At 71.8% G+C, this 15,360-nt stretch carries 15 protein-coding genes and 1 pseudogene; 12 read left to right on the top strand and 4 right to left on the bottom strand.

Annotation, left to right across the window (positions count from 1 at the left end):
- Positions 1–25 precede the first annotated feature (25 nt).
- On the top strand, positions 26–715 hold the full coding sequence (locus ACFY0I_RS30985) for an HU family DNA-binding protein (RefSeq protein ID WP_388901977.1): 690 nt from the start codon (positions 26–28) through the stop codon (positions 713–715).
- A 303-nt stretch (positions 716–1,018) separates the two neighbouring features.
- On the opposite strand, the pseudogene cofC reads toward ACFY0I_RS30985, so the two are convergent.
- A pseudogene (cofC, locus tag ACFY0I_RS30980) lies at positions 1,019–1,693 on the bottom strand (2-phospho-L-lactate guanylyltransferase); the annotation flags it as partial.
- Between the two features lie 165 nt (positions 1,694–1,858).
- Between cofC and ACFY0I_RS30975 the strand changes: the two are divergent.
- From ACFY0I_RS30975 to ACFY0I_RS30965, 3 genes are read left to right on the top strand one after another with little or no spacing between them, the layout of a single operon-like run.
- Positions 1,859–2,611 carry a lysophospholipid acyltransferase family protein gene (locus ACFY0I_RS30975; protein ID WP_388901975.1) on the top strand — a complete coding sequence of 251 codons (753 nt, stop codon included), beginning with the start codon at positions 1,859–1,861 and terminating at the stop codon, positions 2,609–2,611.
- Positions 2,608–3,618 carry an NAD(P)H-dependent glycerol-3-phosphate dehydrogenase gene (locus tag ACFY0I_RS30970; protein WP_385572530.1) on the top strand — a complete coding sequence of 337 codons (1,011 nt, stop codon included), beginning with the start codon at positions 2,608–2,610 and terminating at the stop codon, positions 3,616–3,618. Before ACFY0I_RS30975 ends, ACFY0I_RS30970 begins: the two co-directional genes overlap by 4 nt.
- 39 nt (positions 3,619–3,657) lie before the next feature.
- Positions 3,658–4,815, top strand: a complete 1,158-nt coding sequence (locus tag ACFY0I_RS30965) for a D-alanine--D-alanine ligase family protein (RefSeq protein ID WP_388901973.1) — start codon at positions 3,658–3,660, stop codon at positions 4,813–4,815.
- A gap of 122 nt (positions 4,816–4,937) precedes the next feature.
- On the opposite strand, the gene ACFY0I_RS30960 is transcribed toward ACFY0I_RS30965, so the two are convergent.
- A complete protein-coding gene (locus ACFY0I_RS30960; protein WP_388902008.1) occupies positions 4,938–5,429 on the bottom strand; it encodes a DUF3515 domain-containing protein in 492 nt (163 codons plus the stop codon).
- A gap of 23 nt (positions 5,430–5,452) precedes the next feature.
- Positions 5,453–5,686 carry an Lrp/AsnC ligand binding domain-containing protein gene (locus ACFY0I_RS30955; protein WP_281206340.1) on the bottom strand — a complete coding sequence of 78 codons (234 nt, stop codon included), beginning with the start codon at positions 5,684–5,686 and terminating at the stop codon, positions 5,453–5,455.
- A gap of 272 nt (positions 5,687–5,958) precedes the next feature.
- Between ACFY0I_RS30955 and ACFY0I_RS30950 the strand changes: the two genes are divergently transcribed.
- Both ACFY0I_RS30950 and thiD read left to right on the top strand, forming a co-directional pair.
- Positions 5,959–6,942, top strand: a complete 984-nt coding sequence (locus ACFY0I_RS30950) for a thiamine-phosphate kinase (RefSeq protein WP_388901971.1) — start codon at positions 5,959–5,961, stop codon at positions 6,940–6,942.
- Positions 6,939–7,757 (top strand): bifunctional hydroxymethylpyrimidine kinase/phosphomethylpyrimidine kinase, encoded by an 819-nt coding sequence (gene thiD, locus ACFY0I_RS30945; protein ID WP_388901969.1) that lies wholly within the window; start codon positions 6,939–6,941, stop codon positions 7,755–7,757. Before ACFY0I_RS30950 ends, thiD begins: the two co-directional genes overlap by 4 nt.
- Before the next feature lie 165 nt (positions 7,758–7,922).
- On the opposite strand, the gene rpmB is transcribed toward thiD, so the two are convergent.
- Positions 7,923–8,108 (bottom strand): 50S ribosomal protein L28, encoded by a 186-nt coding sequence (gene rpmB, locus ACFY0I_RS30940; RefSeq protein WP_073911113.1) that lies wholly within the window; start codon positions 8,106–8,108, stop codon positions 7,923–7,925.
- 242 nt (positions 8,109–8,350) lie between these two features.
- Here rpmB and ACFY0I_RS30935 point away from each other — a divergent pair, with 242 nt between their 5' ends.
- The 6 genes from ACFY0I_RS30935 (at position 8,351) to ACFY0I_RS30910 (ending at position 15,360) form a co-directional block, all read left to right on the top strand.
- Positions 8,351–10,015 (top strand): DAK2 domain-containing protein, encoded by a 1,665-nt coding sequence (locus ACFY0I_RS30935; RefSeq protein WP_388901967.1) that lies wholly within the window; start codon positions 8,351–8,353, stop codon positions 10,013–10,015.
- 26 nt (positions 10,016–10,041) lie between these two features.
- The gene (recG, locus tag ACFY0I_RS30930; RefSeq protein WP_388901965.1) at positions 10,042–12,243 is read left to right on the top strand and encodes an ATP-dependent DNA helicase RecG; all 2,202 of its coding nucleotides are present in this window, start codon (positions 10,042–10,044) and stop codon (positions 12,241–12,243) included.
- A gap of 76 nt (positions 12,244–12,319) precedes the next feature.
- Complete coding sequence (gene rsmD / locus ACFY0I_RS30925; RefSeq protein WP_388901963.1) at positions 12,320–12,898, top strand: 16S rRNA (guanine(966)-N(2))-methyltransferase RsmD; 579 nt, start codon at positions 12,320–12,322, stop codon at positions 12,896–12,898.
- Positions 12,899–12,927: 29 nt separating this feature from the next.
- Entirely contained in the window at positions 12,928–13,407 is a 480-nt protein-coding gene (gene coaD, locus ACFY0I_RS30920; RefSeq protein ID WP_281206353.1) for a pantetheine-phosphate adenylyltransferase, read from the top strand.
- A gap of 124 nt (positions 13,408–13,531) precedes the next feature.
- Positions 13,532–14,566, top strand: a complete 1,035-nt coding sequence (locus tag ACFY0I_RS30915; protein ID WP_388901962.1) for an ATP synthase F0 subunit B — start codon at positions 13,532–13,534, stop codon at positions 14,564–14,566.
- Positions 14,567–14,661: 95 nt separating this feature from the next.
- Complete coding sequence (locus ACFY0I_RS30910; RefSeq protein ID WP_388901960.1) at positions 14,662–15,360, top strand: YceD family protein; 699 nt, start codon at positions 14,662–14,664, stop codon at positions 15,358–15,360.

The following is a 15,360-nucleotide window of genomic DNA, read 5'->3' as shown; positions in this document are numbered from 1 at the left end:
TGGCGAAGTCTCCGAAGGGGAAGACGTGAACAAGGCGCAGCTCGTAGAAGCGATTGCCGACAAGGTGGGCGGCCGCCAGCAGGCCGCCGACGCCGTCGACGCGGTACTCGACGCGATCGTCCGCGCAGTCGTCGCGGGCGACCGGGTCTCGGTCACGGGCTTCGGCTCGTTCGAGAAGGTCGACCGGCCGGCCCGCTACGCCCGTAACCCGCAGACGGGTGAGCGCGTCCGGGTCAAGAAGACCTCTGTTCCCCGCTTCCGCGCGGGCCAGGGCTTCAAGGACCTGGTCAGCGGCACCAAGAAGCTGCCCAAGGGTGGCGAGGTGTCCGTGAAGAAGGCGCCCAAGGGCAGCCTGAGCGGCGGCGCATCGGCGACCGTCAAGAAGGCCGCGGCCAAGAGGGCCACCACCGCGAAGAAGGCCGCGGCGAAGACCGCCGTCGCGAAGAAGACCACGGCCACGGCGGCGAAGAAGACGACCGCCACCGCCAAGAAGGCCACCGCCACGGCGAAGAAGGCCAGTGCGACGGCCAAGAAGACCACGGCGACCGCGAAGAAGGCGGCCGTGAAGTCCACGACGGCGGCGGCGAAGAAGACCACCGCCAAGAAGACCGCTCCCGCGGCCAAGAAGGCCACCGCGAAGACCACGGCGCCCGCCACCAAGACGGCGACCGCCCGCAAGACCACCGCGAAGAAGGCCACCGCTCGCAAGAAGTAGGGCACGAGTCACACACGCCGGGCCGGTTTCCCTACCGTGGGGAAGTCGGCCCGCGGTGCTTTCCCCGCAGGTCAACGGGGCGCGGTCGCGGTTCCGTCAGAAGGTCTGCAGCGTGACCAGCGTGATGCGCAGGGCCGTGCCCTCGCCGTCCGTCTCGATCCGCACCCGCTGGCCGGGGCGCAGCAGCCGCAGACCGCCCGCGTCGAAGGCCGGGGCCCCGAAGGGCACCGGGGTGCCGTCGTCCAGCAGCACGCTGCCGCTGCGGGTCTGGGAGTCGTACGTGTACGCGGTCGCCTGCATACGCGCACTGTATCGGGCCGTGTGACGGCCCACACCGAGGGTGAGGGCCGTCCGCAGATCGGCCGCGGTGTCCACGTCCCTGCGCACGCTCTCGACGCCCAGCAGGGCGATTTCCACCGCGCCCGACGCCGAATGCCGGGCCCGGGAGGGCCCTCCGAACGAGGGTGCCAATTCCACGTCCGGAGCAGCGGAAAGCAGAGTCGTCCCGATTCCCGCCGCATCCGCCAGGAATGCCCGGGGAAATACCGAAGCGCTATCGAGCACCCGTAGCAATTCCGGCGGCCGCAAAGCGGGCAGATCGGCGTTCATGGCGGCCACCCGGGCCCCGGGGCGTCCCCTGCGCACCGCCCCGGCGCCGTGCGCGAGGGCCGCGTTGAGCCCGGCGCCCGGGGCGTCGGGCAGGATCCGCGCCCCCAGCCTGGCCAGTTCCGCACCGGCCAGGGAGTCGTTCGTGACGACCACCACATCCGCGACCGCCGTGCAGGCCAACGCCCCCGCGACGGTGTCCTGCGCGAACGCCAGCGCCAACCCCGGACGGGATGCGCCGACGGCCGCCGCGAGCCGGCTCTTGGCCACCGCCAAGGGCTTGAGCGGAACCACCAGACTCCACACCGCGTTCGTGGCGGACTCCTTCCCTCCGGCGCGTTCTCGCACCCCCCAGGGCCATCGGCAGGTCATGGCCTGGTCATCAGTCGGCCCATTGTCGCCCCCGACCGGCCACTGGGGGGCCCGGTGGTGCGAGCGGGGCGTACGGTGTCCTCGACAGAGACCGGACCTGGGGCGAGACTTGTCCGGCCCATGAGGTGCCCAAGCCGCGCACCGGTCCTAGAGGAAGGTGTCCGAGTGTCCCGCCGCAGAATCGGCTTCTGGTACCGCCTGGCAGCGGTCATCGCGAAACCGCCGCTGGTAGTGCTCTTCAAGCGGGACTGGCGGGGAATGGAGCACATTCCGGCCGACGGTGGATTTATCACCGCCGTCAATCACAACTCGTATCTGGACCCGCTGTCCTACGCGCACTTCCAGTACAACACCGGCCGGGTGCCCCGATTGCTCGCGAAGGCCGGACTCTTCAAGGTGCCTTTCGTCGGCATGATCCTCCGCGGCTCGGGCCAGATCCCCGTCTACCGGGAGACCACGAACGCCCTGGACGCATTCCGGGCCGCCGTGGACGCCATCGAACGCGGTGAATGCGTCGCCTTTTACCCGGAAGGCACCCTGACCCGGGATCCCGAGATGTGGCCGATGGCCGGCAAGACCGGCGCCGCCCGGGTGGCGCTGATCACCAAGGCCCCCGTCATTCCGGTGGCCCAATGGGGCGCGAATCTCGCGATGCCGCCCTATGCCAAGGAGGACAAGCTCAGCCTGTTCCCCCGCAAGACGCTCCAGGTCCTCGCCGGACCGCCCGTGGACCTCTCGGCCTTCCACGACCTGGAACCCACGCCGGACGTCCTCAAGGGCGCCACCGAGGCCATCATGGCCGACATCACCAAACTCCTGGAGGAGCTGCGCGGGGAGAACGCCCCCGCGCAGCCCTACGACCACCGCAAGGCCAGGGCGCAGCAGCGGCGCAACGCCGCGGGGGAGGGCAACAAGTGACACGTCCCGTGAAGGTGGCCGTCTTCGGAACCGGCTCGTGGGGAACGGCCTTCGGCATGGTGCTCGCCGACGCCGGCTGCGAGGTGACCCTGTGGGGCCGCCGACAGGAGCTGGCCGACGCCATCAACAACGGTCGGACCAACCCCGACTACTTCCCCGACGTGGAACTGCCCGCGAACATGCGGGCCACCACCGACGCGGCACAGGCCGCGAGCGGCGCCGACTTCGCGGTCCTGGCGATCCCCTCCCAGACCCTGCGCGGCAACCTCGCCGCCTGGGCCCCGCTGCTGCCGGCCGACGCCGTCCTCGTCTCCCTGATGAAGGGCATCGAACTCGGCACCGCCAAGCGGATGAGCGAGGTCATCGAGGAGGTGGCCAAGGTCCCCTCCGAGCGGGTCGCCGTCGTCACCGGCCCCAACCTGGCCCGCGAGATCGTCGCCCGGCAGCCCGCCGCGTCGGTCGTCGCCTGTGTGGACGAGGCCGTGGCGCAGCGCCTCCAGGCCGCCTGCCACACCCCGTACTTCCGCCCGTACACGAGCACCGACGTCATCGGCTGCGAGCTCGGAGGCGCCGTCAAGAACGTCATCGGCCTCGCCGTCGGCATCGCGGACGGCATGGGCCTGGGTGACAACACCAAGGGCTCGCTCATCACCCGCGGCCTCGCCGAAGCCACCCGCCTGGGTCTGGCCATGGGCGCCGACCCGCTCACCTTCTCCGGACTCGCCGGACTCGGCGACCTCGTCGCCACCTGCTCCTCGCCGCTCTCCCGGAACCACACCTTCGGAACCAACCTGGGCCGGGGGATGACCCTGGAGGAGACCATCGCGGTCACCAAGCAGACCGCCGAGGGGGTCAAGTCCTGCCAGTCCGTGGCGGATCTGGCCAACCGGTACGGAGTGGACATGCCGATCACCGACACCGTCGTCGACATCGTCCACCACGGCAAGCCCACGCTGGTCGCCCTGAAGGAACTCATGGGACGCAGCGCCAAACCGGAACGCCGCTGACTCCTTTCAGGCCGTTCGAACGGGTACCCTCGTGGCGATATGAGCAGCGAGAACCTCCCCCAGACCCCTGAGCAGCAGGGCCGCAAGCCCCGCGTGGCCGTCGTGTTCGGCGGCCGCAGCTCGGAACACGCCATTTCGGTCGTCACGGCCGGCGCCGTGCTGCGTTCCATCGACCGTTCCAAGTACGAGGTGCTGCCCATCGGCATCACCACGGACGGCCGGTGGGCGCTGACCGCCGACGAGCCCGAGCGCATGGCCATCGCCGACCGCGAGCTGCCGAGCGTGGAGACGCTCGCCGACTCCGCCGACGGCAGCGTCGTGCTCTCCGTCGACCCGGCCAGTCGCGAGGTCGTCTACACCGAGCCCGGTGCCGTCCCCAAGGCCCTGGGCGAGGTCGACGTCGTCTTCCCCGTCCTGCACGGCCCGTACGGCGAGGACGGCACCCTGCAGGGCCTCCTGGAGCTCTCCGGGATCCCGTACGTCGGCTCGGGCGTCCTCGCCTCGGCCGTCGGCCAGGACAAGGACTACATGAAGCGGGTCTTCACGTCCTTCGGGCTGAAGGTCGGCCCGTACGTGACCATCCGCCCCCGCGAGTGGGAGGCCGACCAGGACGCGGCCCGTGCGAAGGTCCTGGACTTCGCCGCCGAGCACGGCTGGCCGCTGTTCGTGAAGCCCGCCCGCGCCGGCTCCTCCATCGGCATCACCAAGGTCGACGACGCCGCCGCACTGGACGCCGCGATCCGTGAGGCCCGCCGCCACGACCCGAAGATCATCGTGGAGGCGCTGCTGCGCGGCCGCGAGATCGAGTGCGGGGTCCTGGAGTTCGAGGACGGCCCGCGCGCCAGCGCGCCCGCCGAGATCCCGCCGGTCTCCAGCCACGACTTCTACGACTTCGAGGCGAAGTACATCGACTCCGCCTCCGGGATCGTGCCCGCCCCGCTCACCCCGGAGCAGACCGCCGAGGTACAGCGCCTGGCGATCGAGGCGTTCGACGCCGCCTCCTGCGAGGGTCTGGTGCGCGCCGACTTCTTCCTCACCGAGGACGGCGAGTTCGTCATCAACGAGATCAACACGATGCCGGGCTTCACCCCGATCTCCATGTACCCGCGCATGTGGCAGGAAGCCGGCATCGAGTACCAGCAGCTGGTGGACCTGCTCATCCAGGCGGCGCTGCGCCGCTCCACCGGGCTGCGCTAGCGGGCCGGAAGCCGGACAGCCGACCGCCCGCCGCCGCGCTCGATGAGCGCGGCCGGCGGGCGGCGGTGTGCGGGAGGACGGATCCGGTGGGACGGATCCGGCGGGGGGACGGGTCGAGCGACTCAGTAGGACGAGATACCGACGGGCACGGACGCGGCAACGGCGCCGGACAGCCCGACCAGCATCCCGGCATCCGTGGCATGCTCCTTGTCGACCAGGACCTCGGTGTAGGCGAGCCGTGACCCGGTGGTGAACCGGAACCCGCCGTCGTCCGTCTTCTCCAGCAGCCAGCCGACGCCGTTCACCTCGACGCCCTCCTGTTTCGGATCGGCCATCTTGGGGGGCTTGGGGATACCGCACCGCAGTACGATCGCCGAGCCGCCCCACGCGGCCGTCAGATCCGAGCGCGGTTCGGTGGTGGACCGCGCCAGCCCGGCCACCGTTTCGGGGAGCTTCTCGTGCAGCGTCGCACAGAGCCCCGCGACGTCGGCGGGCGGAGCGGGCGGCGGATCCACCGTGACCCCGGAATCGCCCGGGGTGCAGCCCGCGAGGGCCAGTAGGGCCGCGGCGGCGGGCAGGGCCAGCAGACGGAGCGGCCGGCGGTGCAGTGACATCACCGGCCCAGAGTAGACGGGGGCTACAGATGGACCACCGGGCAGGTCAAGGTGCGGGTGATGCCCTCCACCTGCTGGACCTTGGCCACCACCATGCGGCCGAGATCGTCGACGGTGTCGGCCTGGGCGCGCACGATCACGTCGTAGGGGCCCGTCACGTCCTCGGCCTGGATCACCCCCGCGATCTGGCTGATGGACTCGGCGACGAACGACGCCTTGCCCACCTCGGTCTGGATGAGGATGTACGCCTGTACCACGGAACCTCCAGGACGGCCACGAGGATCATTTCCCCTAACCTTCGGATGGGCCCGGGGACAACGGGCGGGCCCCGGCACGAAGGGACGCCACGGTACCGCGTCGCCGCGTGCCGCGGGGAGACCCTTCCTGCACGTGCCGTGGGGAGATCCGATGGACCCGGCGCCACGCACCGCGGGGCGTACGGAGAGCAGAAGTTGACGTATCTGTTGACGGTACCCAGAGCTGTGACGGCTCGCGACCGCAAGCGGACTTGCCAAGAAGGGGCACAGCGATGAAGGGCACTGTGGGCGAGCTGGGGGAGTTCGGGCTCATTCGGGAGCTCACCTCACGGCTCACCACCACCCCGGCGGTCCGGCTCGGACCGGGCGACGACGCCGCGGTGGTGTCGGCACCCGACCGTCGGGTCGTGGCGAGCACGGACATCCTGCTGGAGGGCCGGCACTTCCGGCGCGACTGGTCCACGGCCTACGACGTCGGCCGCAAGGCCGCCGCGCAGAACCTCGCCGACATCGCCGCCATGGGCGCGGTGCCGACCGCGCTCCTGCTCGGCCTGGTCGTCCCGGCGGAACTGCCCGTCACCTGGCCCACGGAACTCATGGACGGCATCCGCGACGAGTGCCAGGTCGCGGGCGCGGCCGTGGTCGGCGGCGACGTCGTGCGCGGCGACACCATCACCGTCGCCATCACGGCCCTCGGTGACCTGCGCAACCACGAGCCCGTGCTGCGCTCCGGCGCCCGTCCCGGCGACGTGGTGGCCGTGACCGGCTGGCTCGGCTGGTCGGCGGCCGGGTTCGCCGTGCTCTCACGCGGCTTCCGCTCCCCGCGGGCCTTCGTCGAGGCCCACCGCAGGCCCGAACCGCCGTACCACGCGGGCCCCGCGGCCGCCGGACTCGGCGCCACCGCCATGACCGACGTCAGCGACGGGCTGATCGCCGACCTCGGGCACATCGCCGAGGCCAGCCAGGTCCGCATCGACGTGCGGTCGGGAGCCGTGGACATCCCGACGCAGATGCACGACATCGGCCAGGCCGTCGGCGTCGACCCGCTCCAGTGGGTGCTCACCGGGGGAGAGGACCACGCCATCGTGGCGACGTTCCCGCCCGACGTGAAGCTGCCGGCCCGCTGGAAGGTCATCGGGGAGGTCCAGAACCGCTCCGCGCTGCCCCAGGTGACCGTGGACGGCGCCCCCTGGACCAGCACCGGCGGCTGGGACCACTTCGGCGCCGACCCGGCGGCCGAGGAGAACCTCCGTTGAAGGGCGTCATACCGCCGCTGTGCCTGACCGTCGCCGGATCCGACTCCGGCGGCGGCGCCGGCATCCAGGCCGACCTCAAGGCCATGCTCGCCCTCGGCGTGCACGGCATGAGCGTGCTCACCGCCGTGACCGCCCAGAACTCCCTCGGCGTGCACGGGGCCTGGGAGTTGCCCCCCGAGGCCGTCACGGCCCAGTACCGGGCCGTCGTCGACGACATCGGGGTGGGGGCCGTCAAGACCGGGATGCTGGCCTCCGCCGTCCTCGTCGAGACCGTGGCGGAACTGCTGGCCGGGACGGACGCCCCCGCGGTCGTGGACCCCGTGGGCGTCTCCAAGCACGGGGACGCGCTGCTCGCCGCCTCGGCGCTGGACGCCGTACGGGAGGAGCTGCTGCCCCGGGCCACCGTCGCGACGCCGAACCTGGACGAGGTCGCCCAGCTCACCGGCATCGTCGTCGAGGACGAGGACGGGATGCGGCGGGCCGCCGACGCGATCCTCGGCCACGGCGCACGATGGGCGCTGATCAAGGGCGGCCACCTCGTGGCGCACGGCGGCGAAGCCGTCGACCTGCTGACCGACGGGACCGAGGAGCACTGGCTCCGGGCGCCCCGTCACGACAACCGGCACACGCACGGCACGGGCTGCACGCTGGCCAGCGCCGTCGCGGCCGGCCTGGCCAAGGGACGCACGGTCCCGGAGGCCGTCACGGAGGCCAAGGCGTACGTCACCGGCGCCATAGCGGCCGGCTTCGCCCTCGGCGGCGGCATCGGCCCCGTCGACCACGCCTGGCAGTGGAAGCGCTCCACCGCGCGCTAGAAGCCGGTCCCTGCTCCCCGGCGCTTGGTTCCCGGCCCCTGGTTCCCGGTTCGGGCTTCAGGCCGGGGCCCCCGGACGGTTCCGGGCAAGGCAAAAGGCCGGTTCACCTGGGTGAACCGGCCTTTCTGGCAACCGTAAAGGGCTGCGCGACGACGACGGAGGCCGTCAGCGCGAGACCTTGCCGGCCTTGATGCACGAGGTGCAGGCGTTGAGGCGCTTCGGCGTCCCATTGACCACGGCACGGACGCGCTGGATGTTCGGGTTCCAGCGACGCGAGGTACGGCGGTGCGAGTGGGAGATGCTGTTGCCGAAGCTCGGCCCCTTGGCGCAAACGTCGCAGTTGGCAGCCACAGGTCACTCCAAAGACTTCAGATGCACTTACAGTGAAATCCGGCGCACCGGAATCAGAGATCTGAAGTGGCTTGCCGGACGAATGGCCCGACTCTCGACGGGCAACCTGAGCAGCATACAACGACTGCTTCGGTCCAAGAAAACTACCATGTGAGCCACCGGCCCCGCCCCGGGGTCCCGGGCCGGCGGCCGCCCTTCGTTACCCTGCGGTGAACCCTGGCCCGCACAAGGAGGAACGCCCGGTGGCGAACGAGCCCGGCCCGCACACCCTCAACGCCGAAGCGGTGCGCACCTGGAGCTCGCTGGCCCTGGCCGCACTGGGCCGGGCCCGCGAGGACATCGACGCGATCAACGTCTACCCCGTCGCGGACGCGGACACCGGCACCAACCTCTACCTGACCGCCGAGGCGGCCCACCGCGCGCTCACCGAAGCCTTCGAGAAGGCCGGCGCCGAGGTGACCGAAGGCACACCCGGGACGGCCTCCCTGGCCGAGGCCGTACGGGCCTACGCGCACGGCGCGCTCATAGGCGCCCGCGGCAACTCCGGCACGATCCTCGCCCAGCTGCTGCGGGGCGTCGCCGACGTCCTGGGCGCCGACCGCGCGTCCGCCGACCGTGCCTCCGGCCCGCTGCTGGCCCGAGCCCTGACCAGGGCCGCGGAGGAGGCGTACCAGGCCGTCGCGCACCCCGTCGAGGGCACCATGCTCACCGTCGCCGGCGCCGCCGCCCGGGCCGGGGCCGCCGTGGAGGCCGCCGCCGCCACCGCCGCCGACGTGGCCAGGGCGGCCTACGACGGAGCCCGCGCGGCCCTCGCCGAGACCCCCGGGCAACTCGCCGCGCTGAGCCGGGCCGGCGTCGTCGACGCCGGGGGCTGCGGGCTGGTCGCCGTACTCGGAGCCCTGTGGCAGGCCCTCTCCGGCGAGGCGCCCGCCGAGGAGCCGGTGCGCGGCCGGGCCGTGCCCGTACCGTCGACGCCGCAGCCCTGCGCCGAGGAACAGGGCGGTCCCGGCTACGAGGTGATCTACCTGCTGGAGGCCTCGGAGGAAGCCGTCGGCGAGCTGCGCGAGCGCCTCGACGGACTCGGCGACTCCCTGGTGGTGGTCGGCGGCGACGGCCTGTGGAACGTCCACGTGCACGTCGACGACCCCGGCGCCGCCGTCGAGGCCGGAGTCGTCGCCGGCAGGCCGTACCGGATCCGCATCACGCACTTCGGCGACGAACGCCGCCGCGCCAAGGCCCCGCGCGCGCAGCGGGCCGTGGTCGCCGTGGTCCCGGGCGAGGGCCTGGCCGCCCTGTGCGGGGAGGCCGGCGCGACCACCGTGCTGGCCCGCCCCGGCGAGGTGCCCGACGTCACCGAACTCGTCGACGCCGTCGCCCGGGCCCACGCCCGCGAGGTGATCCTGCTCGCCGGCTCCGTCGAACTGCGGGCCGCCGCGGGCGCCGCCGCCGAGCGGGCCCGCGCCGACGGGGTCCGGGTCGCCGTGATCCCCACCCGGTCCGCCGTCCAGGGCCTGGCCGCGCTCGCCGTGCACGACCCCGACGCCAGCTTCGACGAGGACGTCGTCGCCATGACCGCCGCCGCCGGCGCCACCCGGTACGCGGAACTCGCCGTCGCCGAGGCCCGGTCCTTCACCTCCGCCGGCATCTGCCAGGCCGGCGACGTACTCGGCCTCATCGACGGGGACGTCGCCGTCATCGGCTCGGGCCTGCCCGAGACGGCCGAGGCGGTGCTGGAGCGGATGCTCGGCTCCGGCGGCGAACTCGTCACCCTCGTGCTGGGACCCGAGGTCCCCGACACCCTGGCCGCGCACCTGGAGGCGTACGTCCAGCACGGACACCTGGCCGTGGACACCGTCACCTACCGGGGCGGACGCTGGTCCGCGCCCCTCCTCATCGGGGTGGAATAGCGGGCTTGTCGGCGCCATGGTGTGCAATGGAACACGTGCCCGCGCTCGACGAAGACCTCAAGAAGACCCTCGGCCCCGCCACCGCCAAGGTGCTGGCCGAGCAGCTCGGCCTGCACACGGCCCTGGACCTCCTGCACCACTACCCCCGGCGGTACGCCGAGCGCGGCGAGCTGACCTCGCTCGCCGAACTCGCCGACCAGATCGACGAGCACGTCACCGTCGTCGCCCAGGTCGCCGACGCGCGCCTGCTGACCTACCAGGGCAGCCGCGGTGGCGGAAAGCGGCTGGAGGTGACCATCACCGACGGCAGTGGCCGCCTCCAACTGGTCTTCTTCGGCGCGGGCGTCCACAAACCGCACAAGGACCTGCTGCCCGGCAGTCGCGCCATGTTCGCGGGCAAGGTCTCGAAGTTCAACAACAAGCTCCAACTGGCCCACCCCGCCTACGAACCCCTCGGCGTGGACGCCTCCGACCAGGACGCCGCCGGCGCCTTCGCAGGCCGACTCATCCCGATCTACCCGGCCTGCGCCAAGATGGAGTCCTGGAAGATCACCAAGTGCGTCGACGCGGTACTGCCCGGCGTCGGCGAGATCGTCGACCCGCTCCCGCCCGCCCTGCGCGAGGGCCGCGGGCTGCTCCCGCTCACCGAGGCCCTCCTCAAGATCCACCGGCCCACCACCAAGGCCGACATCGAGGACGCCCGCCAACGGCTGAAGTGGGACGAGGCCTTCGTCCTCCAGGTCGCCCTGGCCCGCCGCCGGCACGACGACTCCCAGCTCCCGGCCGTCCCGCGCCGCGCCACCCCCGGCGGCCTCCTCGACTCCTTCGACGTCACACTGCCCTTCACCCTCACCGAGGGCCAGCAGACCGTCTCGAAGGAGATCTTCGACGGCCTCGCCACCAGCCACCCCATGCACCGACTCCTCCAGGGGGAGGTCGGGTCCGGCAAGACGCTGGTCGCCCTGCGGGCCATGCTCGCCGTCGTCGACTCCGGTGGGCAGGCCGCGATGCTCGCGCCGACCGAGGTGCTCGCCCAACAGCACCACCGCTCCATCACCGAGATGATGGGCGAACTCGCCGAGGGCGGCATGCTCGGCGGCTCCGACGCGGGTACGAAGGTGGTGCTGCTCACCGGCTCGATGGGCATGCCCGCCCGCCGCCAGGCCCTGCTCGACCTGGTAACCGGGGAGGCCGGCATCGTCATCGGCACCCACGCCCTCATCGAGGACAAGGTCCGCTTCCACGACCTCGGACTCGTCGTGGTCGACGAACAGCACCGCTTCGGCGTCGAACAGCGCGACGCCCTGCGCTCGAAGGGCAAGCAGCCCCCGCACCTGCTCGTCATGACGGCCACCCCGATCCCGCGCACCGTCGCCATGACCGTCTTCGGCGACCTGGAGACCTCCGTCCTGGACCAGCTGCCCGCCGGGCGCTCCCCGATCGCCACCCACGTGGTGCCGGCCAAGGACAAGCCGCACTTCCTCACCCGCGCCTGGGAACGGGTCCGCGAGGAAGTCGAGAACGGCCATCAGGCGTACGTGGTCTGCCCCCGGATCGGCGACGGCGAGGACGAGCCCAAGAAGAAGAAGGCCGCCGAGGAGAACGGCGACCGGCGGCCCCCGCTCGCGGTCCTGGAGATCGCCGAACAACTGGTCAAGGGGCCCCTGTCCGGGCTGTCCGTCGAAGTGCTGCACGGCCGGATGGACCCCGCCGACAAGGACGACGTGATGCGCCGCTTCGCCGCCGGCGAGGTCAAGGTGCTGGTCGCGACCACCGTCATCGAGGTCGGGGTGAACGTACCGAACTCCACCGTCATGGTGATCATGGACGCGGACCGGTTCGGCGTCTCCCAACTCCACCAGTTGCGCGGCCGCGTCGGCCGGGGCTCCGCGCCCGGCCTGTGCCTGCTGGTCAGCGAGATGCACGAGGCGAGCCCCGCCCGGGCCCGGCTCGCCGCGGTCGCCGCCACCCTCGACGGGTTCGAACTGTCCAGGATCGACCTGGAACAGCGCCGCGAGGGCGACGTCCTCGGTCAGGCCCAGTCGGGCGTGCGCTCCTCGCTGCGCATGCTCGCCGTCATCGAGGACGAGGAGGTCATCGCCCAGGCGCGGGAGGAGGCCACCCGCGTCGTCGCCGCCGACCCGGACCTCGAACGACTCCCGGGACTGCGCACCGCGCTGGACGCCCTGCTGGACGCCGAGCGGGAGCGGTACCTGGAGAAGGGCTGAGCGGCGGCCCCCGGGCGGCACGACCTATCGTGGGGTTCGAGACCGCAATGCCGCCCACCCCAGCGAAGGACCCCAGATGACCCGCGTGATCGCCGGCGCCGCCGGCGGGCGGCGGCTGACCGTGCCGCCCGGCACCGGCACCCGCCCCACCTCCGACCGGATGCGCGAGGGGCTCTTCTCCACCTGGGAGTCGCTGCACGGCCTGGAGGGCGCCCGGGTGCTCGACCTCTACGGCGGCTCCGGCGCCGTGGGCCTGGAGGCCCTCTCCCGGGGCGCGGCCCACGCCCTGCTCGTCGAGGCCGACGCCAAGGCCTCCCAGGCCATCCGGCAGAACATCACCACCCTGGGGCTGCCCGGCGCCGAATTCCGCCCGGGCAAGGCGGAGCAGATCGTCGCGGCAGCCGCGCCCGGGGCCCCGTACGACATCGTCTTCCTGGACCCCCCGTACGCCGTCGAGCACGGCGATCTTGGCGAGATCCTCCTCACACTCCGGTCCAATGGCTGGCTCACGGACGATGCGCTCGTCACCGTGGAGCGCAGCACGAGGAGCGGTGCGTTCCCGTGGCCCGAGGGCTTCGAGCCGCTCCGCTCGCGCAAGTACGGCGAGGGCACGCTTTGGTACGGTCGCGCCGCCTTCACCAGCGAAGATTCATGATGCCCGCACGGGAGAGCGAGGGACTTCAGTTGCGCCGCGCCGTCTGTCCGGGGTCGTTCGACCCCATCACCAACGGACACCTCGACATCATCGGCCGGGCCTCCCGGCTCTACGACGTGGTCCACGTCGCCGTGATGATCAACCAATCCAAGCAGGGCCTCTTCACCGTCGAGGAGCGGATCGAACTGATCCGCGAGGCGACCGCCGACTACGGGAACATCGAGGTCGAGTCCTTCCACGGCCTGCTCGTCGACTTCTGCAAGCAGCGGGACATCCCGGCCATCGTCAAGGGCCTGCGCGCCGTCAGCGACTTCGACTACGAGCTCCAGATGGCCCAGATGAACATGGGCCTCTCGGGAGTCGAAACGCTGTTCGTGCCGACCAACCCGACCTACAGCTTCCTGTCGTCCTCCCTGGTCAAGGAGGTCGCGGCTTGGGGCGGCGACGTCGCCCACCTGCTCCCCGCGCACGTGCACGCGGCGCTGATCGAGCGACTCGGCTCCAAGTGACCCGGCGGCGGCCGGACCGGGGTTCCCCGGTCCGCGCCGCACGCCGGCCCGGTGGGCCTACAGTCGTCTCCTCAGCCGTCCCGTCCGTCCCGGCACCGGCCCGGGGCAGAGAGTGCGAGCCCCCATGGACGTACAGAAGAAGCTGGACGAGATCGTCGCGGCCGTGGGCGCCGCCCGATCCATGCCCATGTCGGCCTCCTGCGTGCTCAACCGCGCAGAGCTCCTCGGCCGGCTCGACGAGGTGCGCCAGGCCCTGCCCGGCTCGCTCGCGCAGGCGCGCGAGCTCCTCGGGGGCCGGGAGCAGATGGTCGAGGAGGCCCGTCGGGAAGCGGAGCGGATCATCGGATCCGCGCACGCCCAGCGGGGCGCGCTGATCGCCGACACCGAGGTCGCCCGCCGCTCGCAGGCCGAGGCGGACCGGATCCTGGCGGACGCCCGCCGGGAGGCGGAGGAGATCAGGGCCGAGGCGGACGACTACGTCGACAGCAAGCTCGCCAACTTCGAGGTCGTCCTCGGCAAGACCATCGGCGCGGTGGACCGCGGCCGGGAGAAGTTGCTGGGCCGTGGCCCGGGGTACGGCCAGGGCCACCCCGACGACGCGGACGCCCCCGAGCGCAGCGAGGATCCGCGCACGCAGCGCGAGCAGGCGGACGCGTACGTCGACGCGAAGCTGGTCACCTTCGAGGCGGTGCTCGCCAAGACCCTGGAGGCCGTCGGCCGGGGCCGCCAGAAGCTCCAGGGCCGGAGGGCGGACGACCTCGGCGCCCACATGGCGGCCCAGGACGCCGCGGGGGACCGGGCGGGACGCCCGTCGAGCGACGCGGACTTCCTGGCGGGCCTGGCCGAGCCGGCCCCGGCGCAGCTCCCGATCCCCGCGCAGGCGCACCCGGAGCCCGGGTACGAGGCCTACTACCCGCAGCCGGTTGCCGCGCAGCAGGACGCGTACGGCTACCAGGACCCCTACGGCGGCCAGGCGTACGGGACGCAGCAGCAGCCCGCGTACGTCGATCCGTACGGCGGCGGGCAGCAGCCCGACCCGTACGCGGCGTACCAGCAACAGCCACAGCAGCACCCGCAGCCGGCGCTCGACGAGACCAGCTTCTTCGACACGAGCATGATCAACCTGGACCAGCTGCGCCAGTACGAACAGGGGCGCTAGCCCGGATTGGGTCCAGGGCGCGTCGCCGGGTATCCTGGCACTTCGGTCGCGCGTATGCACCGCGATCCATGCTGCCCGTAAGCGGTTCTTCGCTTATGCGGCAGGTCTTTGATCTTCAACGATCCGTGAAAGCAGGAACGGCCCTGAATACCCGCCTTGACCACCGCGACCCCCTCGTGTTCGACACGCACGAACTGGGTCGGCGTCCGGGTGCCATGCAGCGGCTGTCCCGTGAGATCGCGACCCCGGCGGACTTCGGTCTCGCCGGTGTCATCGGAGTGCCGGAAGGCACCCCGCTGAAGCTCAAGCTCCGCCTGGAGTCGGTCATGGAAGGGGTGCTTGTCACAGGCACCGCCCGTGCATCGGCCGTGGGGGAGTGCGTAAGGTGTCTGGAGACCGTCGAGCGTGAGCTCAAGGCGGACTTCCAGGAGATGTTCTCGTACCCTGACGCCGACGACCGGACCCGCTCCAAGGCGGAGCCGGCCGACGACGCCGAGGACGACGAGGACACGCTCTTCCTCGAGGACGGCTTGTTCGACCTCGAACCCGTGCTGCGCGATGTGGTGGTGCTCGCACTGCCCATGCAGCCGGTGTGCCGGGAGGACTGTCTCGGACTGTGCCCCGATTGCGGGCTCAGCCTGAACGACGACCCGGACCACCACCATGACGCCGTCGACATCCGTTGGGCGGCATTGCAGGGACTCGTCGTGACCGATCAGGACGACGAGAAGGACAACATGAGCGGCACTGCCTCTGACGGAGTTCAGGGCGCCGCCGAGAAGCAGGAGAAGTAG

This window comes from Streptomyces sp. NPDC001568, from assembly GCF_042893755.1.
GTDB lineage: Bacteria > Actinomycetota > Actinomycetes > Streptomycetales > Streptomycetaceae > Streptomyces.
This window is presented reverse-complemented; position numbering and strand designations above follow the sequence as displayed.